The following is a 22,939-nucleotide window of genomic DNA, read 5'->3' on the forward strand; positions in this document are numbered from 1 at the left end:
CGGCACCCGCCACATGGGGCACCGCCACGGAGATGATCCGCTGCTTGAGCTGAAGGACCTCTGCGTTTCGTTTACCTCGTCCACCGGCACCGTCGAGGCGGTCCGGAACGTCAACCTCACGATCTACCCGGGGCAGTCCGTCGCTATCGTAGGTGAGTCCGGTTCGGGTAAGTCCACCACCGCCATGGCCGTGATCGGGCTGTTGCCGGGAACCGGCAGAGTCACCAACGGCGAAATCCTGTACAAGGGCAAGGACATCTCGAAGCTCTCATCCAAGGAGATGGAGAGCTACCGGGGATCCGAGATCGGCCTCGTCCCCCAGGACCCGATGAGTAACCTGAACCCGGTGTGGCGCATCGGAACCCAGATCAAGGAGTCGCTGAAGGCCAACAACATCGCGACCGGTTCCCGCGCGGACAAGCGGGTCGCTGAGCTTCTTGAGGAGGCAGGACTTCCGGATGCCGAACGCCGTGCGAAGCAGTACCCGCACGAGTTTTCCGGTGGTATGCGCCAGCGCGCGCTCATCGCGATGGGTCTCGCCGCGCGGCCGAACCTCCTCATCGCCGATGAACCGACGTCCGCGCTCGACGTGACGGTGCAGAAGCAGATCCTGGATCACCTCGGAACGCTCGCGGATGAACTCGGAAACGCCGTACTCTTCATCACCCACGACCTCGGACTCGCTGCGGAACGTGCCGAGCACCTCGTCGTCATGCACCGCGGACGCGTCGTGGAGTCCGGTCCGTCACTCGAGATCCTGCGTGACCCGAAGCACCCCTACACCCAGCGTCTCGTGAAGGCCGCTCCGTCCCTGGCGAGTGCACGCATCCGTTCCGCACAGGAACAGGGGGTGGAGAGCTCGGAACTGCTGAGCCACTCCTCCGCGGAGGTCGCGGAGGAGGTCATCCGGGTCGAGAACCTCACGAAGGTCTTCGACATCCGGGGTGCGAAGGGCGCCAAGAAGAAGTTCAAGGCCGTCGACGACGTGAGCTTCGGTCTCCGGAGGGGAACGACCCTCGCGCTGGTGGGCGAATCCGGTTCTGGCAAATCAACCGTCGCGAACATGGTGCTCAACCTGCTGGACCCCACCTCCGGCAAGGTGTACTACAAGGGCACCGACCTGTCGACGCTGAACCGTCGCGAACTGTTCGCCATGCGCCGCAAGCTCCAGGTCGTGTTCCAGAACCCCTACGGTTCCCTGGACCCGATGTACTCCATCTACCGGTGCATCGAGGAACCCCTCAAGGTGCACAAGGTGGGCAACCGCAAGGAGCGCGAGAACCGTGTCGCGGAGCTCCTCGACATGGTCGCCATGCCACGGTCGACGATGCGCAGGTACACCAACGAGCTCTCCGGTGGCCAGCGCCAGCGCATCGCCGTCGCCCGCGCACTCGCGCTCAACCCGGAGGTCATCGTCCTCGACGAGGCCGTCTCCGCACTGGACGTGCTGGTGCAGAACCAGATCCTCCAGCTGATGGCGGACCTCCAGGAGGAACTCGACCTCAGCTACCTCTTCATCACCCACGACCTCGCCGTCGTGCGGCAGACCGCCGACGACATCGTCGTGATGAAACAGGGACAGGTCGTCGAGGCAGGTACCGCGGACGACATCTTCGCCGGTGCGAAGGAGGCCTACACCCGGGACCTCATCGACTCCGTTCCCGGACTGGGGATCGAACTCGGGGTGTCGATCTAGACGAGTTCGTCCCAGACGAAAGGCCCGGTCCCGCTCTCCCCGAGCGGGACCGGGCCTTTCCGGTCGGTGGATCGGGTCCGGGTGCTAAGGAGGATCCGTCCAGCTGGATACCGTGCACAATTCGGAAAGTACGGGAGCAAGATGATGGCGAAAGCGAAGGAGCCGGGCATGCCGCTGCCGGTTGATTCGCTCACGGTGTATTAGGAGGGCAACCCCCGACCTCGAGTGTCAGCTTTGTCGTTGTCCCGGCCTGCGCCAACAAAACATCCTATGCTCAGGGCGGTGTGGAGTGTGTGGAAGAACCCCGGCAAAACTGGTGTTGGGTTGGTTCTGATGGGAAAAAGTGGCTGACGAGATGGGAGAGGGGCGGAGCGTAGCCGTATCGGCGCAGATGATCGCCCGGGCTCCGGGCCGCACGACTGATGCGGAACCGGTGGCCGCAGTGGCAGATGTTCGGCCGGAACGCCGAAAATCTTGTGGCCTCGTGGATGAGGTAGGCATGCTCCCCCGGGAGACGGTGCGCACCCTGAAAATCACCCGGCACACAGGCTCGCGTCGCTGTTTGGTACCGCGCAGCAGCATAGCGAAGCAAGGTGCACGGTGGACTGCTGACCATCCTGACCCACGAGTTGCCAGATGCGGAGAGTGCGGCGGACCTCCACCGGATCATGACCGCTCGGCCGCAGGCTCGACTACCGTCATGATGAACGGTGTTCCGCACGACTGGAAGCGTGGTACCGCCGAGAGTGGGCAATATCTGGTGGCCCCGAAGCGGGACCTCTGAACCGTGTGGCGCTAAAGGCCGTGAAGGAGCGCGGTCAGATGACCGGGCGTTTGTGAGGGGGCGACACGGGTGTGGGGGATATGGTGCGTAACGGGCAGCGTTGGGTAATCGAGCAGATCGCCCCGGGCGCAACGAAGCAGCCGCTGATCGGACGGGACACATGCCACTGTGACGTTGAGTGCATGATTACGGTCTGAACTGGAATGTTTCCCACCAGGTGCCCCGCCCAGTGCCTGTCATGGATGCGTCCCGCGTGTCTGGCCGTGGTCGATAAGACCGGGGAGTATGCGCCGATGGCGTGTCGGTGGCAGGGTAACTGCCTGTGTCAGACCGAGGTGACGCCTGACGACAGATGATGCGGACAACACCCCGCATGATCCGTGCCGTACGACCCGCAGTGATCGATTCTTGATCTGCCTGTCGCAGCGTGTGCCGCAGGCTGATCCGTCCAACAGCACCCGTGTGGGTGAGATTGCGGCGGTTGGGGGCGTGGAGCAGGATCGGATGGTTCGGCGTTTCTCAGGTCGCCCCGTGAGGAGCAAGCCCGCCAGACAGGAACCGGGGCGGGGTAGCGCGGACAGGGAAATCAGCAGGGTGCGGTCCGTGTGTGAGAACCGGGGCTCGTTGAAAACTGTTTGATCCGCATGCTGGTGAGGACACCATCGCCGAGTGGAAATAGATCGGCGAGAATTGTCGCCGGGAGCGTTACGAGATCCACGCACAGGATGATCACCTGGTTGCGGAAGTCGGTGGGCCAGGGTCTGCTACAGATCCGTGGACGTGGTTCGTTGTGCTTGTCACGCACCACCGGATCAGCGGTACCGTTTCATTGGTTACAAGGGGTTCGTTATATGTGTAGGCTTACCTATGTTTAGTAGTGTATCTGTGGTTAACCTGTGGAGGTGTGATCATGCACGGTTCAAGCGTTATTAAGCTAATTGTAACTGTAGTAACTGCTGTGGTCTTGGGGGTTAGTAACATTTCCGCTGCTTCTGCTCAAGAAGTGGGTGGTGAAGAGGGGAGTCTTGTTGAAACGGCACTTGCTGCGGAAAACAGGCAATCCAACAAGGAGTTTCCGAGCGTGCTGAGGTTGCTCGTCCGTCCAAAGCGGAGATAACTGATGAAGGAGTGACTGGAGACACGTATTTCGGTGAAATTTCAGTTTCGTTTGGTGACTCCGTCAAGCTTGAAGACGTTGCGTGGACTGAATACGCTGCGGATGTTGAAACTGGCGCAGTCGCACGGGCTTCTTCTGAGGTTGGCACTCTAATTCAGACAGAAGTAGTCGCGAAGCATGAAGACTTTGTCGAAAAGGAATGGGGGTTATCTATGCCTAAAGGGGTGGAAGCTGTTGTGTTTGATGATGGTTCTGTCGGATTCCGCATGGACACTGGGAATGGTGTTTCTGCAGTATCGGAAACCGTAATCTCTGCACCGTGGGCTGTCGATGAGGACGGCAATCCCCTTGAGACATGGTATGAAATTAACGCCGATGGTTCTTCTCTCAGGCAAATTGTAGACACTCAGGAGACTGAGGGGGAAATCGTTCTGGATCCACAGATTACCTACGGCTGGGGAGTCTATTTTAACTGGTTTGGTTGGGAGCTTCGTGCCTTGAAATCCGCCGGCGGCGCTTCTCTTGCGCTGGCGGTAGGGTATGGGTGTGCACAGGTCGCTAGGCTCCGTCATCCTTTGGTTGTGGCAGTTGCCGGGCTTCTCTGTGTGACGGTAGGGTCTACGGTTGCTCTGTGGTCTCTCAAAGTCGCCCTAGACAATCTACGGCACATCAACGATGGAACTTGCTACCAATGGAAAGTTGGTTCTTATCAAATCAATACTGTTGCAGAACGAGGAAACTGTACTCCGAAATGAAATCACTGAAATTCCTCCTGGTGGTGTTGATGATTTGGCTGGCGACCCAAATCATTGTTTGGAGCTTCGCCGAAATGGTACTGGGCGATAGCAGGCTGGCTCATGTCCTGGGCCTCGAAGAAACGGAGCCCTACCTCAAAATTCTTGTCTACACTCTTTTCCCATTACCCTTGGCTGTTGGACTTGCGCGTCGAGTGACCGGGAAGCGTGACGCCTGATGTAAACGGCTCTGGCCTGGATTGTCATGGGTTGATGATTCTGAGGTGTCACCACAGTTTCAGTTTCTGGACCGTTATTCTACGAGATACGGTGGCCGCTCGAATTAGCCTTCGGGTTCGGCGCTTTTCCACATGCTCTGCTCGTGTTGTCTGTTGGGGTCGGGGTGATGGTGTGAAGCTCTCATCATCCGTGATCCCGCTGCCCCGCGGCAGACGGCAGGCGACAGCGTCGTGATGAAACAGGGGTAGGTCGTCGAGTCCGGTACCGCCGACGAAATCTTCGCCGGTGCGAAGGAGGCCTACACTTGGGACCTCATTGACTCGGTCCCCGGTCTCGGGATTGAACTCGGGACGACCATCTGGTAGCCGTCTCCGGCCCGCGCGAAAAGGCCCGGCTCCACACGGATGGAGCCGGGCCTTTTCGGCTTTCCGGGGACTACCTCAGTGCGCGCGTCGCTTCTACGAGGAACCGACAGGCGGCACACCCAGCGGGATTCCGGCGGTGAGGAAGGACAGTTCCGGCGGAAGCTGCGGCATACTGCTGCCGAACACCGCCGGTACGGGGGGAAGCACCGGAGCGACCGTCGGGTACGCGGTGGCGTCGACGAGTGGTGCCGGGGAACCGGTGACAGCCGGACGCGGGGCACCGGAGTGCCTGCTGATCCAGTCCAGGTTCTCCGCCACCGGTACGTACCAGGCGACGGTGCCGTCGACCGTGTTCCCGGTCCCTGCATTCGACATTGCTATGATTCCCGTGACAGCTCCATCCATGAACAGGGGGCCGCCGGAATCACCTGGTTGGATTCGTCCAGCATCTACCCACGTCTCCACCATCGTGGCGCTCCGGTCTGGACTAGGTACATTGGTGACCCGGCGCTGTACCGTCACTGAGGATTCCTGAACCGGGGGTGCGATACTGCCTCGGATACCACCCCAGCCGATTGCCTGGCCGACATCGCCGGGCTGCATGTGGTGTCCGGAGAGCGGTGAGACTGGCGCAGTGGACGGTCGATCAAGTTTGACCAGCGTCAGATCTACGTTCGGATGCAGGATGACTTCACGGGCGTGGTGGTGTTCGGCGTGATAGGTCGGTCCCACCGAGACATCTGAGGTGGTGCCCTCACCTACGCAGTGCTTTGCGGTGAGTACCCACTCCGGAGCTATCAGAGTGCCGGTGCAGTTCATGTCACCGAGTGAGAGCCGGACTGCGGAGGCGGCGAACGCGGGGTTGGCGTCGTGCGCGCTGATGATCGCCCCGGCTGGTGTGGCGACAATGACAGGTGAGATCATCGCGACTCCTGCAACCGTAGTTGCGAGAGCGCGGCGGATGAGGTGGGCCATGATCGTGGTGTTCCTCTGTGGTCGGGGGTCGGGTTACGCGGTTGGCGGGAGTTACTCCCGGAGATCTGTGAGGTTGGTGTGGTTAACCCCGTTCGTCACACTCTACCGCTGTACCGTTCCGTTGGGAGCTTCAGCGGTCTCCGCTGATGCCGGAGTCGTTCTGTTGTTCGAGGACTACCCGATGTGCCTGTACGAAGCGTAGGGCGGAAACGAGGCCGAGGCCACCGATGAGATTGGCTAGTGCGACCCACCACACGAAGGATAGCCAGTCAGTGATGGTGAGGCCAGAGGCTCCGGTGAACAAACCACCGAAGATGAAAAGGGTATCCAGGATGGAATGGATGATTCCGGTGGCGGAGAGGAGGAACCCGCCGATGGTGCTGGCGATGATCATGGGGACGACTTCGTCGCTGAACTGGTGCATGCGGGTTACCAGGGTGAGGAACATGCCTCCGAGTGCGGCGAGAATGACGTGTTCCGCGTCGAGGGGCATGAGTGCGTAGTGTCTGGCTTTCTCGACCAGATATGGGTGCATGTCGGGGTAAGCGATGACGAGGAGAGCCATGATGATCGCGGCACCGATGATGTTTCCGGTGAAGGTGGAAGCCCAGAATTTGATGAGGCGGTGCAGCGGCATTCTTCCAGCCACGACTGCGGACACCGGGACGAGGAACCCCTCGGTGAACAATTCGGAGTGGGCGAGGAGGATGATGACGAGTCCGATGGCGAAAGCGAGGGAACCGAGCATGTCGCTGCCGGTCGATTCGCTCACGATGTATTCGGCGAGTAACCCGACCCCAACTTCGAGGGAACCCATGATCCCGGTGACGATGAGAGCCGTCAGCGGCCGGGAGAGCCGTTCGGTACCTTCATTGATCTGCTTGATCATCGTCTCCGACAGATTGTCGGTGTCACTGTTCTGCTGGTGGTCGGGTCTGCTGCTTTGGTTCGATTGGTATTCGTCGGACATGCGGACTCCTCGGCCGGGTGTCGGTGTGCGGCGACACCCCGATGTAGTCAGGGGATAATCAAGGGTATCCAGGGCGGGTAGGTATGTGCCCGGTCCGATGATCCGGCGGATGGGCGGAACGTCAGTGTAGCCAGGCCGTGCGTGGACGTGATAACCGTGTGGAGAGGTTGAGCTACTCCACAGGGGCGAGAGTGATGGTGTCAGGATCAGCCCAGTCCAGGGTGATTCCCAGCCGACTGAGCCAGGCCATGAGGTTGTCATCGTTCCGGGTTATGCCCTCGACCGCTGTGAGTGTCGTTTCGATAGCTGTCTCGGTGTCCTCGGCGGTGATCAAACCCGCGGAGGCGGCCGCAGCTAGTTCGTCGATGTCGAGTACATCGACGGGGGTACCGGTGACCGAAATCAGGTCGACGTAGAGGTCCCGGGTTCTCCAGACGCCGGATGGATCAGTGGTGATTTCCGCGACGTCGACGTAATAGTCCTGGTGAACGTTGATGCCTTCCCGGAAGTGGAAGATGTTGACGCGCAGCCCCAATCCCGGGAGGAGCCAGGTCTCGAGGTATCCGAACCGGGGGTGGTTTGCGCCTCGGGCCATGTATAGACCGAAGTCCGTGATTCGGTAGGTGTCGACCTCACGGATGAATCCCTTCGGGTCGGTGTTCGTACCTCGGTTGAGGTCGAAAATCTCCTGCTTCACGGGATGTAGATCGGTCATCGTCGGCTACCTCACGTCGAAGATGCCGGTGGTCGGAAAGAACCTGCAGGTGGAATCGCCGTTCTCTCCGGTGGTTGTGACACCCCCGTCGAGGACCGCCACGACGGTGCCTGGCCCGGTGTCTGCGGTCCCTGCGATCGTTGCGGGACCGTCCGGATTGATGCCGGTGTATCCGAGGGGAGTGATTCCGGTGCGTAGTGTGCTGATATTCACCCAATGCACCTGCATGGAGTCCTGCTGGTTCTCTGCGACGCGTTCGGTGCCGAGTGCCGTGAAGACGAAGGTTGCGTGTCCCGCGGGGACGCCGGGCAGAGGAAGGTCTGCGGGGCCGGGAACAGCGATGGCGGTACCGGTGGCCCTATTTTTCCCTCCGATGCACTGATCTGCGACGGTGGGCCAACCGAACTGGGCGAAGACCGGTGCATCCTTGGGGATTGGGGCACCCGGTTTGCCGCCCCCCTCGAAGAAACCGACGGCGGCAAGGAGCATTCCACGGATGTTTCCGGGAATGAACTCCAGTGCGGCAAGATCCCGCATCTGCTGGAGGATGTGGGGGGCAGGGCGGCCGAGATGATCGAGTGGCGGTGGTGGCAACTGGGGAAGCCCGGGAACGCTGGAGCCTACCGGGGCGGGGTTGGCGGGGGCGGCTGCTGCGGGCACAGTGGACAGAACAGCGGTGGACAGCAGTAGCGCTGATGTAGTGGCGGCAGCGACGCGGAGGTGGATGGTGCTGCGGGTTTTTTCAGGCACTGTGTCTGGACTCCATCTATCTGGGGGATCGTGGGCGGGGCAGAGGTGAATGGTACGCCAACGGTGCACCGACACGAACGCCGCTCACGTAAATAGCATGCGTAACTTTAGTCACTTTCATTTAGTTTTGCACCAGTGACGCTTGCCTGGGACAGTTATCCGGGAATTGTTGGCGACTACCGGTCTTGTCTGCGGATGGATCGAGAGAGGTTAGAGTTTCTGGAGGGAGGCTGCAACCGTTGGTTCCTGGCTACCGGGTGTGTCGGGGAACGGAAATGTACTGTTACACAACCCCGGAAATTGGGAAGGAAAGGAACGTTGTTAGCGTTACTCCGTACTCGGGGTAAAAACATGAAAAGGTGCGGTTCTGGTCGGGGTGCGGGTACGCTGAACCACCGATTAACCACAACGGCGGGCGCTTCAGTCCCACCGTTCGCATTCCGCCAGGAGAGAAACCACCAGTGAGCACCACAGAGTTCCGTAACGTCGCGATCGTAGCGCACGTCGATCACGGAAAGACCACCCTCGTCGACGCCATGCTGCGTCAGTCCGGCGCCTTCGAGGAACGCGCTGAACCCGTCGATCGCGTGATGGACTCCGGGGACCTGGAGAAAGAAAAAGGAATTACCATCCTGGCCAAGAACACGGCCATCCGTCGCAAAGGTGTCGGTAAGGATGGTGCGGATCTTGTCATCAACGTCATCGACACTCCGGGCCACGCTGACTTTGGTGGTGAGGTCGAGCGCGCCCTGTCCATGGTTGACGGAGTCGTTCTGCTCGTCGATGCTTCTGAAGGACCGCTGCCCCAGACCCGCTTCGTACTGGGTAAGGCACTCGCGGCGAAGATGCCTGTCATCATCGTGGTGAACAAAACGGACCGCCCCGATGCCCGCATTGAAGAGGTCGTGAATGAGAGTCAGGATCTGCTCCTGGAGCTCGCCTCCACCATCGAGGATCCGGAGGCCGCGGAGGCTGCTGAGAGTCTCCTCGATCTTCCCGTACTCTACGCATCGGGTCGTGAAGGAAAAGCGTCGACCGTCAATCCCGGTAACGGCAACGCCCCCGACACCGAGAATCTTCAGGATCTCTTCGACGTTCTTTATGATGTTCTCCCCGAGCCTAGTGCAGACCTGGACGGTCCTCTGCAGGCTCACGTCACCAACCTCGACTCCAGCGCCTTCCTCGGCCGTATCGGCCTGGTCCGCGTGCACGCAGGGAGCTTGAAGAAGGGGCAGCAGGTAGCCTGGATCCACTATGATGCTGAGGGGAACCAGCACACCAAGACGGCCAAGATCGGTGAGCTTCTCCGTACCGTCGGTGTGACCAGGGTTCCTACGGATGAGGTCATCGCCGGTGATATTGCCGCAATCTCGGGCATTGAGGAGATCATGATCGGCGATACCCTGGCGGACCTGGAGAATCCGGTTGCTCTGCCGCGGATCACCGTTGACGAACCTGCCATCGCGATGACCATTGGTGTCAACACGTCACCGATGGCTGGTCGCGGTGGTGGTACCAAGCTCACCGCCCGCGTGGTCAAAGCCCGTCTCGACCAGGAACTCATCGGCAACGTCTCGATCAAGGTTCTGCCGACCGAGCGTCCTGATGCCTGGGAAGTCCAGGGCCGTGGTGAAATGGCGCTCTCGATTCTCGTGGAGACCATGCGTCGTGAGGGCTTTGAGCTGACCGTCGGTAAGCCGCAGGTGGTCACCAGGACCATCGACGGTAAGATCCATGAGCCTTTTGAGCACATGATTATCGACGTCCCCTCGGAGTTCCAGGGTGCGATCACCCAGCTTCTCGCCGCGCGTAAGGGCCAGATGCTGTCCATGGACAACACAGGTACCGACTGGGTTCGCATGGAGTTTTCCGTTCCTGCCCGTGGTCTAATCGGTTTCCGCACCACGTTCATGACGGAAACCCGTGGAACAGGCATCGCCAACCACTACTCCGAGGGATACAAGCCCTGGGCTGGGGAGATCAAGGGCCGAGCTTCCGGTTCTCTCGTCGCGGACCGTACCGGCCAGATCACGGCTTACGCGTTGCAGCAGTTGTCTGATCGTGGCGGTTTCTTCGTCGAACCCGGAACGCAGGCCTACGAGGGTATGGTCGTCGGCGCGAACAACCGTGAGGAGGACATGGACATTAACATCACCCGCGAGAAGAAGCTGACCAACATGCGTTCGGCGAACGCTGATGCCACGGTGACTCTCGCTAAGGCACGCAACCTGACTCTCGATGAGGCCATGGAGTTCTGTGGTCAGGATGAGTGCGTCGAGGTCACTCCGGACATCATCCGTGTCCGTAAGGCTATTCTCAATGCCACTGAGCGCGGTCGTGCGCGCTCCCGTGACAAGCAGCGCAACAAGGGCTGATTTCACAGCATCGCTCACGTGTACCCCGCTTCCGCACCTTCCTGGTGTCTGGAGCGGGGTATCGTCGTATTGCCGGGGTCCCGAGACGTACGGAGACTAGGATGGACATGTGTCTGTTCTCCCGAGATCCATTCCGGTGCCGGTTTCCGCGCCATTCCGGACCGTCCCGGCGGTGGTGCTTGTGCTTTCGCTTGCTCTCACCGCATGTTCGGCTGATGGCCCCACACCGTTGCCCGTCGATACGGCAGCCGGTACTTCGAGTGTTCCTCCAGACCCCCGATTTGAGGAGAGAGGGGAGGAAGTGGCTACCTCATCGCTGGCCTCGGAGATCACCATCGGTATAGACCCCCTCGACGGCGGTTTCAATCCGCACCTTATTTCCGAGGATTCGGCTTTTGTCCGGGCACTCGCTGATCTCGTTCTCCCGAGTACTCACGTCAATGGTAGACCTAACACTGATCTCGTCGAGTCGGTGGATTTTGTGGAACCTTCGGCACCCGGTGTCGCACAGACCGTGAGGTACGTACTGAATCCTGCCGCACAATGGTCGGATGGTGCCCCTATCACGGGTGCCGACTTCAGTTTTCTGAGGGACTCGATGGTATCCACCCCTGGAGTCATCGGGGCCGCAGGATATGAACAGATCAGCGCCATCCGCACATCCGGGGGTGGGCGGACCATCGATGTCGATTTCCGTCGCGGAGTCGCTGACATCAGTGGATTGTTCAACCACCTGCTTCCGAGCCATCTGCTCAGAGACTCCGCTGACGGTTTCACAACGGGGCTGGATCATATTATTCCAGCGGCAGGTGGGCGCTACACCGTGGCTCGGGTCGACCGACAACGTGGTGCGGTGACTCTCGTACGTAACGATCGTTTCTGGGGGCCGGATCCGGCAAAGACCGAGACCCTGAACTTTCGAGAGGTCCGGTCGGTGCAGCAGGGAGTCCAGATGCTGCGTTCCGGTCAAGCGAGCTATTTCGACGTGACACCGGAGGAAACCACGTTCGACGCATTCAGCCTGCTGCCCGAGACTCGCGTGTCGGTCCGCGAACGCGAGACCGTACTCGAATTAACCCTATCCGTTACTTCTCCGGTGCTGTCCACAGCCGCGGTCCGTCGGGAACTCGTTGGACTCATCGACCGGAACCAGGTCGCGAGGCTGGCCACGGGGCGTTCCACGAACCTTGTGATCCCGGATTTCCCAGTATCGGAACCAGGGGACATCGGTGCAGGGGATTTCGGAGACGACGGACCCGAGGAGGACCTGAACGGCGATAACAAGTTTTCCTCCGCAGATATCGGGACAGTCGGGCCTACTTTGGAACTCGCCACCCGAAGTACTCCACTCCGCATTGCTGTTGATCCAGCCGATCGAATGGCTACCGCCGCCGCGAACACCATCGTCGACATCCTCCGAAGCAAGGGTATCAACGCCGAAGTTGTACTCGCACCGTTCACCGATATCGCCGGAAAGTTGCTTCCGGCCGGTGACGCAGACGCCGTTGTCGGCCACCAACGCACGACTATGGATCCGGTTACCCTCGCTGACCGGTTTCTGTGTCCGGTCGCGCTCGATCCGGATGATGTGACCGCGTCCACGGGATCCCCCAACGACGTCTCGTCGATGTCGTCCCGGTCTCGAAAGCGGACCTCGATCCGTTCGGGGAATCTCTCTGGGATCTGCTCGAGGAAACTTGACGGTACGCTTCTGTCGATGCTCGCGGGCACCATGAATCCGGAAGATGTGATCCCCGAACTCCGCAGGGTCGAGCAGAGTGAGGTACTCTCCATCCCGCTGGTCACGGAGAACCGTGTTATCGTCCTGGGCCCCGGTATCGTGGTCCCGGATGCGGATATCGAGAACTGGTCCGCGAATCCGGGTGGAATCACCGGCCTCCTGTCCACTGCTGCAGGCTGGACCGCGAAAGAGGAGTAGGGATCTCATGCTGAACAATGACCTCAAAGGGCTTACAGTCCTCGCCGTGCACGCTCATCCTGACGATGAGGCAATCTGGACGGGGGGACTGTTGGCGCAGCTCAGCCGCCGTGGAGCGGCCGTCACTGTCGTCACCTGCACGCTCGGTGAGCAGGGTGAGGTGATCGGAGATCCCTACCGGGGGCTTGTCGCGGATAGCGCTGATCAGCTCGGTGGTTTCCGGATCGCTGAATTGCGGGAATCACTGAACCACCTCGGTGTCCGGGGTGTTCATCTCGGGTCAGCGGGCTGTTGGCGGGATTCTGGGATGGCGGGTGATCCAGCCAACGGGCACCCCAGGGCGTTCATCAACTCGGGGGACACAGCGGTGGAGCAGCTCATCGATCTGATGAGAGAATACCGACCACAGCTCATCGTGACCTACGGACCAGACGGGGGATACGGGCACCCTGACCACATTCGTGCACACGAGATCACCCATGCGGCTGTCGAAGCACTGCTTGCGGAGGAGATTCCGGGAGCTGTGCCACAGCGGATCCTCTGGGCGGTGACTGATCGGGCGGACCAGCGCGCGGGGCTCGACGGTATCTCTCAGATTCCGGACGGCTGGAGCCGCGCCACGGACGGGGAGCTTGCCTCCGTCGATACACATGATCTCACCGTCGTCCTCGATGATGAGTGCCTCGCGGCGAAGAAGGCGGCGATGGCGGCCCATGCGACCCAGATCTGGTTTGCGGACGGGTCGGTGAGTGATGTTAATCCGGTGGCCGCATTCGCGGCGGTATCAGATCCTGCGGTGACTCCCGCAGTATTTGCCTTGAGTAACCTCATCGCGCAGCCGCTCCTCCGGAATGAGCATTACCGGATTGGGTGGGGGGTCGACCCGGTAGTACGGACCCCGGATGTGACTGCCGGACTGGAGTTTCCGTGACTGCCGCCGATTACGGGACCGAGCGGTACATCTATCGCGAGCATACGGTGGGGGAGACGGCCGTCGGGCTTGCCTGGCTATCGCTCGGGGCTCTCCTTTCCGTCCTGCTGGAGGTGGTGTACGTCGGGACACGTATCACCCTGCCGGCGGGACAGATAATCGCATTTCCATTCACTCTTCCCATCGCCTTCGGTTTTACGCTGGTGCTCTCCCGAACAGCATTGTTGTGGACGCAGAACCGTGCCGTCGCGGGAATCCCGCTCGGGGTCTGGCTGGTGGGATACCTCGCTCTGTTGCTCTGGCCGGAGGTGACGGGAGACGTGCTGGTCGCGCAGACGCTCAGTGGTGCAGCGCTTCTTCTCGCGGGCACGATGGGCGGCGGTTGGCCGTTGATACGGGGGAAGTGACACAATGGGGTCCGGCGACGGACCAGCCCCTGTCGTCCGACCACCCGAACCGTTTCCACCTGGAGCAACCGAACCACGATGACCTACGTAATTGCGCAGCCCTGCGTCGACGTCATGGACAAGGCATGTGTCGAAGAATGCCCTGTCGACTGCATCTACGAGGGAAAGCGTTCGCTGTACATCCACCCCGACGAGTGCGTCGACTGTGGTGCCTGCGAGCCCGTGTGCCCGACCGAGGCGATCTTCTACGAGGATGACGTTCCGGACGAGTGGATCGACTACACCGACGCGAACGCCGCGTTCTTCGACGATCTCGGGTCGCCTGGTGGTGCTGCCCGTCTGGGGCAACAGGACTTCGACCCACCGCTGGTGGACAAACTTCCCCCGCAGGCCTGACATCTGGCGGTGAGGGCCCGCGGCGGGGATTCATCTAGCCCGCTGGGCCGTCTTCTGCCCGTGGACGGGTATAAACAGTGGTATGGCATCTCTCACCCGCACTCCTCCCGGCAACGCCCTCCCCGATTTCCCGTGGGACACGATCGCCGATGTGAAGAAGAAGGCTTCGGAGCATCCGGACGGTATTGTCAACCTCTCCGTGGGTACCCCGGTCGACGACGTCGCGGAACCGATCCGCGTCGCGTTGGCGGAGGCGGCCGCTGAACCGGGCTATCCGCAGACGACCGGTACCCCGGAACTGAACCGGTCATTGGTGGAGTCGTTGTCGCGTCGATACAACATGTCTGGACTCGTGGCTGAGGCGGTTCTACCGGTCATCGGTACGAAAGAAGCCATCGCACTGTTACCGATGTTGCTGGGTGTTGGTACGGGCCACACGGTGATCATCCCCGAGGTCGCCTACCCCACCTACGAGGTGGCGGCGCTCATGTCCGGTGCCCGCCCGCAGCGGGCGGATTCTTTGACCCAGATTGGTCCGGCGACACCGACGATGATGTTCATCAATTCCCCGTCTAATCCGACGGGCAAGGTGCTCGGCATCGAGCATCTGCGGAAAGTCGTCGGATGGGCGCAGGAGCGGGGTGTGATCCTGTGCAGCGACGAATGCTACATCGGGTTGGGGTGGGATCCGGAGAATCCGCCACTGTCCATTCTGGATGAGAGGGTCTGCGGTGGCGACCACACCGGTCTCATCGCGATCCATTCGTTGTCGAAGTCCTCGAACATGGCCAGTTACCGCGCCGGTGTTCTCGCCGGGGACAGTGACCTGATCGGTCAGTTACTTGAGGTGCGCAAGCATTGCGGCCTGATGATGCCAGGTCCGATCCAGGCCGCGATGGTGGCCGCGCTCGATGATGACGCCCAGGAAGCGGAGCAAAGGGAACGGTACCGGGAGCGGCGGGACAAACTTCTCGCTGCCCTGACCGGGGCAGGCTTTACCGTGGACAATTCCGAGGCTGGGCTCTACCTCTGGGCCACGCGTGGCGAGGACTGTCGGGCGACCCTCGACTGGTTCGCGCAACGTGGGATACTCGTCGCCCCGGGGGATTTCTACGGTCCCAAGGGAGCGCAGCATGTACGGATGGCTTTGACTGGTACCGATGAGCGTGTCGATGCAGCGGTGGCGCGATTGGCGTGAGTCGCTGCCCGCTTCCGGTCATCGACGGGATCTCACCGCGCCGGGTGGTACTGCGTGAAGTCGTTCCGGATGGTCGGACCTATGTGGCCGGTGCCGCTGGGGATTCGCCCTTCAGGTTCGGTGAGATCATTCCCGCGGGTACGGTTCTCGACGGGGCGGTTCCGGCGTGGTTCACCCCCGCGGTCCCGCAGGAGCCGGTGATCCCGTTCACCCACGACGTGCTTGAGCGGACGAACCGGTACGTGGTCGTCGATAAACCGCATTTTCTCCCCGCAACCACAAATGGCCGGGTGATTCGGGAGACGGTGCAGACGAGGTTACGGGTGGAACTGGATAATCCGGACATCGTTCCTCTGCACCGTCTGGATCGGCTCACGGCCGGGGTTTTACTCTGTTCGACGGATCGGAATACGCGGTCGGCTTATCAGTCATTGTTCCAGCACCGGCAGGTGACTAAGACTTATCTGGCTCGCGTGGTGGGTGAACCGCCGTTGGGGGAGGACTGGATCACGGTCGAACTGCCGATGCGGAAGATCTCCGGCGAGCGGGTCGTCCGGGTCATGGACGGTGGTATCCCGACCCGAACCCAGGTTCGCCGAACCGGGGACAGAACCGTTGAGCTGCGGCCCGTCACGGGGCACACGCATCAGCTCCGAGTGTTGCTCGCTCACCTCGGGTGTCCGATCGTGGGCGATGATACCTACCCAGTGGACAGAGGTCTGGATCTCCGGGACTTCACCGAACCGTTGGGGCTGGTGGCCACCCGCCTGCAGGTAACTGATCCGATCGACGGGCGATCCAGCGACTGGCGGAGTACGCGGCGGCCGTAAACCGTACCGGTGGTGATGATCGCCACTCGAGCACGGGTATCGACCCTCTGAATGCGGACGAGGCGGGTTCGCCGACGTAGAATATTCTATCTGGTGGGCAGCCCCGTAGTCTGAGGTGCCCCGGGCCGTGCCGATGGACGGACAGCGTGCCCCTCCCGTTGTACAGGATCGATAAGGACATCCGCATACACCATGAAGCCAACCATCGGCCACTACACCAATAGTCTCCGTCAGTTCCTGAAATTCGGGATTGTCGGTGGATCAGGCGTGGTGGTGAATCTTTTCGCCGTTGCGATGAGCAAGAAGATCGCCTGGTGGTGGCACGGGATCACCGAACATGAACCCTTCCTGAATCTCCTCGGAACTCAGTACAACATCCGCTGGTACCACGTGTTCTTCACCATCGCTTTCCTGGTTGCCAATGTGTGGAACTTCCAGTTGAACAGGTCGTGGACGTTCCGTTCATCCACACATCTGAGCTGGTTCCGGGAGTTCATCCCCTTTCTTCTCACTGGCATGATCGCCCTGGTGGTGAGCCTGGTTGTGGTGACGGCCCTGATGAATCCGGAATCACCGTTCGCGTTGCCCGCGCACATCTTCGATGATTCCACCGGGTTCCGGACCCGCTTTTACTGGGCCACGCTGATCTCGATCATGGTGGCGATGCCGGTGAACTTCGTCATCAACAAGTTCTGGACGTTCCGCTCGAGTCGGGTCGTCATCGCCCGTGACCCCGTGGTCCCGGAACCCTGATCAGTCGGATCCCAGTCGCGCATCGATTCGCCGGATGTCCCGCAGACGTGCGCGGCGGATCAACCTGGGGCCCGCAACGAACATCGCGACGAGTCCGGCGCAGGCACCGACGATCAGTCCGAGGAGCCAGTCCGCTCCCGAGGTCGGACCGTTCCGCCAGATTCCGGCCAGCCATGACACGGTGAGGACACCCGTCAGTGCGATCACCGGTGCCGGTGGCCGCGGCGGTGCGGGGCGGGGTACCCGGCGGGTCAACCATGCGTTGGCGATCAGCTCGGAACCGGCGAATGGGAGCACGGCGAGAAAGGACAGCAGTGCCCGTCCGTCCGGAAGGACCCAGGCGAGGATCATCGCGGTGAGCAGTGACAGCTGACCGCAGAGTATCCGTCCCAGTGTCTGCGAGCGGTGGAACGTCCTGATCTGGAATTCGTCCTCGAACTGGTTCTCCGACCAGCGGATCGCGGTGTCCAGGTGTCGGGTGATGGTCATCATCGGTTCCTTTCGTGGGTGATGCCGGGGGCTGTCGTGTTCTGTTCGGCGCCGAAGACCTGCTCGACGGTGGCTCCGAGTTCGCGGCAGATCGCCAGCGCCAGGTGGACGGACGGGGAGTAGTTTCCCTTCTCGATGTTCGCGATCGTCTGCCTGGTGACGCCTACCCGTTCCGCGAGATCGGCCTGGGACAGCTCCGCCCATCGGCGGAGCTTACGCACCAGATTTTCCGTTGTGTCCGGTTCCATGGCCATAATGTAAAGAATACTTACTTTCTAGTCAATATAACTTTACTCAGTGGCGGGGGAGACACGGCCCGCAAGGGTGAATCAGAGAGTCCGTCCCCCGTCCCCCGTACGGGAGCGGTAGGACGGACGGCTACCTGTACCGCCGGGTCGGGGGAAATGGGGCCGTGGACCTACCTCAGCCCGCGGTCCTCACCGGGCAACAGCGCCTTCTGCCACGGACTGACACCACGAATCCGCGAGTTGGCCAGGGCCGCGATGAACAGCAGGAGGAACATGCCGGCCCCGGACATCAACTGGATGCGTGCACCCGCGTCCGCGAGCATCAGCAGCCCGAGGGCGACGAGCACGGCGAGGGTCGCCCACGTGCACACGGGCCAGGCCCACATCCGGATCGGCAGCTCCGACACCCGCTCCAGTCGGCGCCGGAGTTTCAGCTCGGAGACGGTGATGAACCCCCAGACGATGAGCAGGGAACCTCCTGCCGCGTTGAGCATGAACCCGAGCAACCAACCCGTGTCCGCGAAATTCAGCACCACCATCACGGTGGCGAGGATGATCGACAAGATGATGGCCGGGACAGGGACCTTTCTGGGATTCACCCGGGAGAAAATCGCCGGAGCGTCACCGCGCTGGGCCAACGAGAACATCATCCGGGATGAGGCGAACAGTTGGGCGTTGAACGCGGAGAGCAGTGCGAGCACGATCAGCGTCTCCATCAGTCCCACGACCCCGGGTATTCCGGCGAGCCCCAGAACGAGGGCGAATGGGCTGTCCGCCGCGGTGTCGGCCGCCCCGAGGGTGGAGTAGGGCAGGAGGAAGGTGATCACCAGAACACTGCCCAGGTAGAACACGCTGATCCTCGTGATCGTCGTGCGCACGGCGTTGACCAATGATCTGCCGGGATCCTCGGATTCGGCGGCAGCGATGGCGACTACCTCGATGCCACCGAAGGCGAAGGCCACGGCGAGCATGCCCGCGGCGACTCCGCCCAGACCGTTCGGCATGAACCCGTCCGCCGTGAACACCGAGGACCCGATGTACGGGTGCCCCGGGAGCAGGCCGAAGATGAGAAGGAACCCGATGACCAGGAATCCGGCGAGCGCGAGCACCTTGATTAGTGCGAACCAGAACTCGAACTCACCGAAGGCCCGGACACGCAGAAGGTTGACCACCCCGAAAAAGACGACGAAGACCAGAGCCGGAACCCATTGCGGGATCGACAACCAGGAACCGATGATCGCCGCGGCCCCGGTCATCTCGGCGCCGAGGACGGCGACGGTCGCGAGCCAGTAGATCCAGCCCTGGGTGAAACCGGCCCACCGGCCGATACCGAGCTCCGCATACTCGGAGAACGAACCGGAGGCAGGCACCACCGACCCCATCTCGCCGAGCATCCGCATCACCATCACGGCGATCGCCCCAGCGGCGATGTAGGCCAGCAGCACGGCCGGCCCGGCAGCCCTGATCCCGACGCCGGTTCCGAGGAACAGTCCCGCCCCGATGGTCGAGCCGAGGCCCATCATCGTTAAATGACGGACCTTCAGACCGGATCCTAGATTGGTGGTGGTCGTACTCACGGCGGTGCCATCTCCTGCTGGGTGTCGGCTGTGAAAAAGGGCCCAGAAGAAGAGTACGCCGTGGAGCGTACCGATTGAACACCAGGCAGGGTTTTCAGTTCAGGGGCGTATGGCGCCTGATCCGGTCATTGAGTCGGGCCCGGATCACCGGCCATTCATGCGCGAGCGCGGAGTACAGGACCGCGTCATCAAGTACCCCGTTGCGGAGTCTCACGTGTGAACGGAGTATTCCGTCGCACTTGAGTCCCAGACGCTCGATGGCGGCCCGCGACGTGGTGTTGGAGAACTTCGTCCGGATGCCCACCCGTGCACAGTTCAACTCGTCGAAGGCGTAACCCAGCATGAGGAGCTTCGCCTCTGGGTTTGCTCCGCTGCCCTGGGCCGCGGAACGCAGCCATGTGTATCCGATCTCCACCCGTGGAACCCTCGGATCGAGATCGTAGTAACAGGTCACGCCGAATGCGGTGCCGTCGACCGCAGAACGGATGATGAACGGCACCATGGTCCCGTCAGCGGCATGGTTCAGTTTGACCGTGATGTCGTTGGCCATGTCATCGGGTGCGGGTGTGGAGGTCCACCACTCGTGATGCAGATTGCCGTCTAGGACGGCTTCCGAGAGCTCAGGTGCATCATCGAGGCTTAGTGGAGCTAACTCGATGATGCGGCCGGTGAGCGTGGGCGAGGAAAACCAGGGCATTGGGTTGGCCTTTTCTTCCATTAGGACCCGAAAACGGGAGACGTAGGGGATCCGTGGAAGAGAACACCCGTTCCGGTGAACCCCGACGATGGTTAATCCCCCAACCGGTGAAAACTAGTTGGCATGTAGGTCGGCGTTGAGTTCGACCTGCGCGGAACCCCATGCGGTAGCCTCGACCGCGCCGGTTAGCGAGTTACGGCGGAACAGGATGTTCGATGCTCCGGACAATTCGACAGCTTTCACGGAGTTACCGTCGGCGACCCCGGCGGCTACCGCTACATCGCCGAGAACCTTTACCTTGGTTCCTGCGGTGACGTAGAGGCCGGCTTCGATGACGCAGTCATCTCCGAGAGAGATGCCGCAGCCCGCATTCGCACCCAGAAGACAACGTTCGCCCAGGGAGATCACCTGTTTGCCACCACCCGACAGGGTTCCCATGATCGAGGCGCCACCTCCGATATCTGTTCCGTCGCCGACGACAACCCCGGCTGAGATTCGGCCTTCGACCATCGATGCACCGAGAGTACCGGCGTTGAAATTGACGAAGCCCTCATGCATGACGGTCGTGCCCTCCGCGAGATGTGCCCCCATACGGACCCGGTCGGCGTCACCGATACGGACACCGGTGGGTACGACGTAGTCGATCATCCGGGGGAACTTGTCCACCAGGTAGACGTTGACCTGGCCACGGCGAGAGAGCTTTGCCCGGGTGACCTCGAAATCAGTTACTGGGCACGGACCGAAGTTGGTCCAAACGACGTTGGTCAGGAGACCGAAGACCCCATCCATGTTGAGCCCGTGGGGACGGACCTTACGGGTGGAGAGCAGATGGAGACGCAGGTACACGTCATAGGCGTCGGCCGGGGCAGCGTCCAGGTCCGCGATGACGGTGCGGATACCGATCCGCTCGACGTTACGATCATCATCGGTACCCGTGAGTGAAGCAAGATGATCCGGGAGTTCGTTCACGTCGAGACGGGTCGTACCGGTGGTCTGATCGGTGTCAGTGAGTTCAGGGGCGGGGAACCAGCAATCGAGAACGGTTCCATCGTGCTCGATTGTGGCGAGTCCTGTGGCGATAGCTGAAGTCATGGATTACAACCTACCGGATACCATGATGGCCGTAGTCTCTGCCCGGGTTGCGGACGCTACGGCCATCGTGGTGTGGAAAGGTGATGCGCTATTTCAGATCGCGGGCTTTCGCTGCTTTAGCGGTCTTCGCTCCAGGGGCAATAAACGAGAGACCTACAAGCACGGCGAACACGAGGATGACCGAGAGGACCTGGTACCTTGCGGAATCGTCGGAGAGCATGAGCAGTGTGAGGATGACGAGCATCGCGAGGGTGATCCATCCGAGCCACGGAAAGCCCCACATGCGGACAGAGAGTTCACCGTTACGTTCCATCTGCGGGTGCAGCTTCATGTAGCTCAGGATCGTGAATGCCCAAATCAGCAACAGCGAGCCACCCACGGCGTTGAACAAGAACTCAAGGAGACCCGCAGGGTTCCAGTACTGCAGAGCGACGGAGACAAACGCAAAGAACATGCTAAGCAGGACCGCATTCATCGGGACGCCGTCTTTGTTAGTACGACCGAGGCGCTGCGGGGCGTTGCCACGTGTAGCCAGGGAATACGCGAATCGGGACGTTCCGTAGATCTGGGCGTTGAAGGCACTCAGTAGGGCGAGCACGATGACGAGTTCCATGATGCCGACAATGCCGGGGACATGGGCCATCTCAAGAACCCGTGTGAAGGGTGATTCGGCGGCCGAATCGGCACCGCTGATCTCGTCGTACGGGAGTAGGAAAGTGATCACCAGGACGGCGCCTAGGTAGAAAACCACGATGCGCCAGATGACCGAGCGGACGGCGGTGGCGATGTTACGGGCCGGGTTGTCTGACTCCGCCGCTGCGATAGTGACGATCTCGATCCCACCAAAAGCGAAGGCAACGGCGAGCAGACCCGCCGCGACACCGGAGATTCCATTCGGCATGAAGCCGTGTTCACCGATGAAATTGTCGAAGCCGACCGATTCACTCCCAGGGAACAGACCGAAGATCAGCAGGGCCCCGATGGCGAGGAAGACGATGATGACCGCAACCTTGATGAAGGCGAACCAGAACTCGAACTCACCGAACCCGGAGACCTTCCAGAGATTGATGACGGCGAAGATAACCACGCAGACAAGAGCCGGGATCCAGGGATCTACGCCGAACCACTGTGACATGATTCCTGCGGCACCAGTCATCTCCGCCCCCATCACCATCACGAGTAGATACCAGTACAACCAACCGGTAGAGAATCCTGCCCAGTGGCCGAATGCCATTTCGGAGTAATTAGAGAATGAACCGGAGGCTGGGCGGGCCGCGGCCATCTCGCCGAGCATCTGCATCACGAACACCACCATGATGCCGGCGAAGATGTAGGCGAGCAGAACCGCGGGGCCCGCGATCTGGATACCCACACCGGTGCCGAGGAATAGCCCCGCACCGATTGCGGAACCCAGCCCCATCATGGTCAGATGTCGTGTCTTCAGTCCGGAGCCGAGTTCGGTCCCCGCTGCTTCAGTGATTGTCATAAGTAAACAATAACCGGTGCTTCCCCTGTGTAAATGCTTAAAACCCCCGGAAATTCCGTTGCTGTACCCTCATCGGGTCTGCGAGGTGGTTATGAGGGGCCCCATATCGGTCCGGCTGGCGCTGTGTGGTGCGCGTTTTCCGTGAGGTTCTGTCTGACTCGGAGTTGTACGCACT

Annotated in this window: 21 protein-coding genes and 1 pseudogene; 12 read left to right on the top strand and 10 right to left on the bottom strand. The window is 61.0% G+C overall.

Annotated elements, in window-relative coordinates:
- The first annotated feature begins 13 nt into the window (after window positions 1-13).
- The 4 genes and pseudogenes from QWU43_RS05200 to QWU43_RS05215 all read left to right on the top strand — a co-directional run.
- The gene (locus QWU43_RS05200; RefSeq protein ID WP_370917413.1) at window positions 14-1,696 is read left to right on the top strand and encodes a dipeptide ABC transporter ATP-binding protein; all 1,683 of its coding nucleotides are present in this window, start codon (window positions 14-16) and stop codon (window positions 1,694-1,696) included.
- 1,912 nt (window positions 1,697-3,608) lie between these two features.
- The gene (locus QWU43_RS05205) at window positions 3,609-4,352 is read left to right on the top strand and encodes a hypothetical protein (RefSeq protein ID WP_370917313.1); all 744 of its coding nucleotides are present in this window, start codon (window positions 3,609-3,611) and stop codon (window positions 4,350-4,352) included.
- A complete protein-coding gene (locus QWU43_RS05210) occupies window positions 4,349-4,570 on the top strand; it encodes a hypothetical protein (protein WP_370915155.1) in 222 nt (73 codons plus the stop codon). Before QWU43_RS05205 ends, QWU43_RS05210 begins: the two co-directional genes overlap by 4 nt.
- A 183-nt stretch (window positions 4,571-4,753) precedes the next feature.
- Window positions 4,754-4,936: pseudogene (locus QWU43_RS05215) on the top strand (ABC transporter ATP-binding protein); the annotation flags it as partial.
- Window positions 4,937-5,029: 93 nt separating this feature from the next.
- Here the strand turns inward: QWU43_RS05215 and QWU43_RS05220 are convergent.
- The 4 genes from QWU43_RS05220 to QWU43_RS05235 all read right to left on the bottom strand — a co-directional run bounded on the left by QWU43_RS05220 (window position 5,030) and on the right by QWU43_RS05235 (window position 8,346).
- Window positions 5,030-5,911, bottom strand: a complete 882-nt coding sequence (locus QWU43_RS05220; RefSeq protein WP_370917314.1) for a trypsin-like serine protease — start codon at window positions 5,909-5,911, stop codon at window positions 5,030-5,032.
- A 130-nt stretch (window positions 5,912-6,041) separates the two neighbouring features.
- Window positions 6,042-6,881 (bottom strand): formate/nitrite transporter family protein, encoded by an 840-nt coding sequence (locus tag QWU43_RS05225; protein WP_370917315.1) that lies wholly within the window; start codon window positions 6,879-6,881, stop codon window positions 6,042-6,044.
- 172 nt (window positions 6,882-7,053) lie between these two features.
- Window positions 7,054-7,596, bottom strand: coding sequence for a DUF402 domain-containing protein (locus QWU43_RS05230; RefSeq protein WP_370917316.1), 543 nt, complete (start codon window positions 7,594-7,596; stop codon window positions 7,054-7,056).
- Between the two features lie 6 nt (window positions 7,597-7,602).
- Window positions 7,603-8,346, bottom strand: a complete 744-nt coding sequence (locus tag QWU43_RS05235) for a hypothetical protein (RefSeq protein ID WP_370917317.1) — start codon at window positions 8,344-8,346, stop codon at window positions 7,603-7,605.
- Between the two features lie 461 nt (window positions 8,347-8,807).
- On the opposite strand from QWU43_RS05235, the gene typA reads away from it, so the two are divergent.
- From typA to QWU43_RS05275, 8 genes are all read left to right on the top strand, one after another.
- Window positions 8,808-10,721, top strand: a complete 1,914-nt coding sequence (gene typA / locus QWU43_RS05240) for a translational GTPase TypA (RefSeq protein ID WP_370915150.1) — start codon at window positions 8,808-8,810, stop codon at window positions 10,719-10,721.
- A gap of 301 nt (window positions 10,722-11,022) precedes the next feature.
- The gene (locus QWU43_RS05245) at window positions 11,023-12,660 is read left to right on the top strand and encodes an ABC transporter family substrate-binding protein (RefSeq protein WP_370917318.1); all 1,638 of its coding nucleotides are present in this window, start codon (window positions 11,023-11,025) and stop codon (window positions 12,658-12,660) included.
- Between the two features lie 7 nt (window positions 12,661-12,667).
- Entirely contained in the window at window positions 12,668-13,591 is a 924-nt protein-coding gene (gene mshB, locus QWU43_RS05250; RefSeq protein WP_370915148.1) for an N-acetyl-1-D-myo-inositol-2-amino-2-deoxy-alpha-D-glucopyranoside deacetylase, read from the top strand.
- Window positions 13,588-13,998, top strand: a complete 411-nt coding sequence (locus QWU43_RS05255) for a hypothetical protein (RefSeq protein ID WP_370917319.1) — start codon at window positions 13,588-13,590, stop codon at window positions 13,996-13,998. The genes mshB and QWU43_RS05255 overlap by 4 nt, the downstream gene beginning before the upstream one ends.
- A gap of 78 nt (window positions 13,999-14,076) precedes the next feature.
- Window positions 14,077-14,394: a ferredoxin gene (gene fdxA, locus QWU43_RS05260; protein ID WP_198735573.1), complete on the top strand. Its 318-nt coding sequence runs from the start codon at window positions 14,077-14,079 to the stop codon at window positions 14,392-14,394.
- A gap of 82 nt (window positions 14,395-14,476) precedes the next feature.
- Entirely contained in the window at window positions 14,477-15,592 is a 1,116-nt protein-coding gene (gene dapC / locus QWU43_RS05265) for a succinyldiaminopimelate transaminase (protein ID WP_370915146.1), read from the top strand.
- 83 nt (window positions 15,593-15,675) lie between these two features.
- On the top strand, window positions 15,676-16,422 hold the full coding sequence (locus tag QWU43_RS05270) for a pseudouridine synthase (RefSeq protein WP_370917414.1): 747 nt from the start codon (window positions 15,676-15,678) through the stop codon (window positions 16,420-16,422).
- 192 nt (window positions 16,423-16,614) lie between these two features.
- Window positions 16,615-17,175 (top strand): GtrA family protein, encoded by a 561-nt coding sequence (locus QWU43_RS05275; protein WP_370915143.1) that lies wholly within the window; start codon window positions 16,615-16,617, stop codon window positions 17,173-17,175.
- On the opposite strand, the gene QWU43_RS05280 is transcribed toward QWU43_RS05275, so the two are convergent.
- The 6 genes from QWU43_RS05280 to QWU43_RS05305 form a co-directional block, all read right to left on the bottom strand.
- Window positions 17,176-17,664 (bottom strand): hypothetical protein, encoded by a 489-nt coding sequence (locus tag QWU43_RS05280; RefSeq protein ID WP_370917320.1) that lies wholly within the window; start codon window positions 17,662-17,664, stop codon window positions 17,176-17,178.
- Window positions 17,664-17,912 carry a helix-turn-helix transcriptional regulator gene (locus QWU43_RS05285; RefSeq protein ID WP_370917321.1) on the bottom strand — a complete coding sequence of 83 codons (249 nt, stop codon included), beginning with the start codon at window positions 17,910-17,912 and terminating at the stop codon, window positions 17,664-17,666. Before QWU43_RS05285 ends, QWU43_RS05280 begins: the two co-directional genes overlap by 1 nt.
- Before the next feature lie 170 nt (window positions 17,913-18,082).
- On the bottom strand, window positions 18,083-19,435 hold the full coding sequence (locus QWU43_RS05290) for an amino acid permease (protein WP_370915365.1): 1,353 nt from the start codon (window positions 19,433-19,435) through the stop codon (window positions 18,083-18,085).
- A 148-nt stretch (window positions 19,436-19,583) separates the two neighbouring features.
- The gene (locus QWU43_RS05295; protein WP_370915140.1) at window positions 19,584-20,186 is read right to left on the bottom strand and encodes a GNAT family N-acetyltransferase; all 603 of its coding nucleotides are present in this window, start codon (window positions 20,184-20,186) and stop codon (window positions 19,584-19,586) included.
- A 114-nt stretch (window positions 20,187-20,300) separates the two neighbouring features.
- Window positions 20,301-21,278, bottom strand: a complete 978-nt coding sequence (gene dapD, locus QWU43_RS05300; protein WP_370915139.1) for a 2,3,4,5-tetrahydropyridine-2,6-dicarboxylate N-succinyltransferase — start codon at window positions 21,276-21,278, stop codon at window positions 20,301-20,303.
- Window positions 21,279-21,366: 88 nt separating this feature from the next.
- Window positions 21,367-22,764 (bottom strand): amino acid permease, encoded by a 1,398-nt coding sequence (locus QWU43_RS05305; protein WP_370915138.1) that lies wholly within the window; start codon window positions 22,762-22,764, stop codon window positions 21,367-21,369.
- Window positions 22,765-22,939: the final 175 nt, after the last annotated feature.

Source organism: Corynebacterium sp. CCM 9204, from assembly GCF_041357695.1.
Taxonomy (GTDB): domain Bacteria; phylum Actinomycetota; class Actinomycetes; order Mycobacteriales; family Mycobacteriaceae; genus Corynebacterium.

Coding starts and splice junctions, on each gene's coding strand:
- QWU43_RS05200 (WP_370917413.1), top strand. CDS start 14: ATGGGGCACCGCCACGGAGATGATCCGCTGCTTGAGCTGAAGGACCTC.
- QWU43_RS05210 (WP_370915155.1), top strand. CDS start 4,349: ATGAAATCACTGAAATTCCTCCTGGTGGTGTTGATGATTTGGCTGGCG.
- QWU43_RS05220 (WP_370917314.1), bottom strand. CDS start 5,911: ATGGCCCACCTCATCCGCCGCGCTCTCGCAACTACGGTTGCAGGAGTC.
- QWU43_RS05225 (WP_370917315.1), bottom strand. CDS start 6,881: ATGTCCGACGAATACCAATCGAACCAAAGCAGCAGACCCGACCACCAG.
- QWU43_RS05230 (WP_370917316.1), bottom strand. CDS start 7,596: ATGACCGATCTACATCCCGTGAAGCAGGAGATTTTCGACCTCAACCGA.
- mshB (WP_370915148.1), top strand. CDS start 12,668: ATGCTGAACAATGACCTCAAAGGGCTTACAGTCCTCGCCGTGCACGCT.
- fdxA (WP_198735573.1), top strand. CDS start 14,077: ATGACCTACGTAATTGCGCAGCCCTGCGTCGACGTCATGGACAAGGCA.
- dapC (WP_370915146.1), top strand. CDS start 14,477: ATGGCATCTCTCACCCGCACTCCTCCCGGCAACGCCCTCCCCGATTTC.
- QWU43_RS05275 (WP_370915143.1), top strand. CDS start 16,615: ATGAAGCCAACCATCGGCCACTACACCAATAGTCTCCGTCAGTTCCTG.
- QWU43_RS05280 (WP_370917320.1), bottom strand. CDS start 17,664: ATGACCATCACCCGACACCTGGACACCGCGATCCGCTGGTCGGAGAAC.
- QWU43_RS05285 (WP_370917321.1), bottom strand. CDS start 17,912: ATGGAACCGGACACAACGGAAAATCTGGTGCGTAAGCTCCGCCGATGG.
- QWU43_RS05290 (WP_370915365.1), bottom strand. CDS start 19,435: ATGATGGGCCTCGGCTCGACCATCGGGGCGGGACTGTTCCTCGGAACC.
- QWU43_RS05295 (WP_370915140.1), bottom strand. CDS start 20,186: ATGCCCTGGTTTTCCTCGCCCACGCTCACCGGCCGCATCATCGAGTTA.
- dapD (WP_370915139.1), bottom strand. CDS start 21,278: ATGACTTCAGCTATCGCCACAGGACTCGCCACAATCGAGCACGATGGA.
- QWU43_RS05305 (WP_370915138.1), bottom strand. CDS start 22,764: ATGACAATCACTGAAGCAGCGGGGACCGAACTCGGCTCCGGACTGAAG.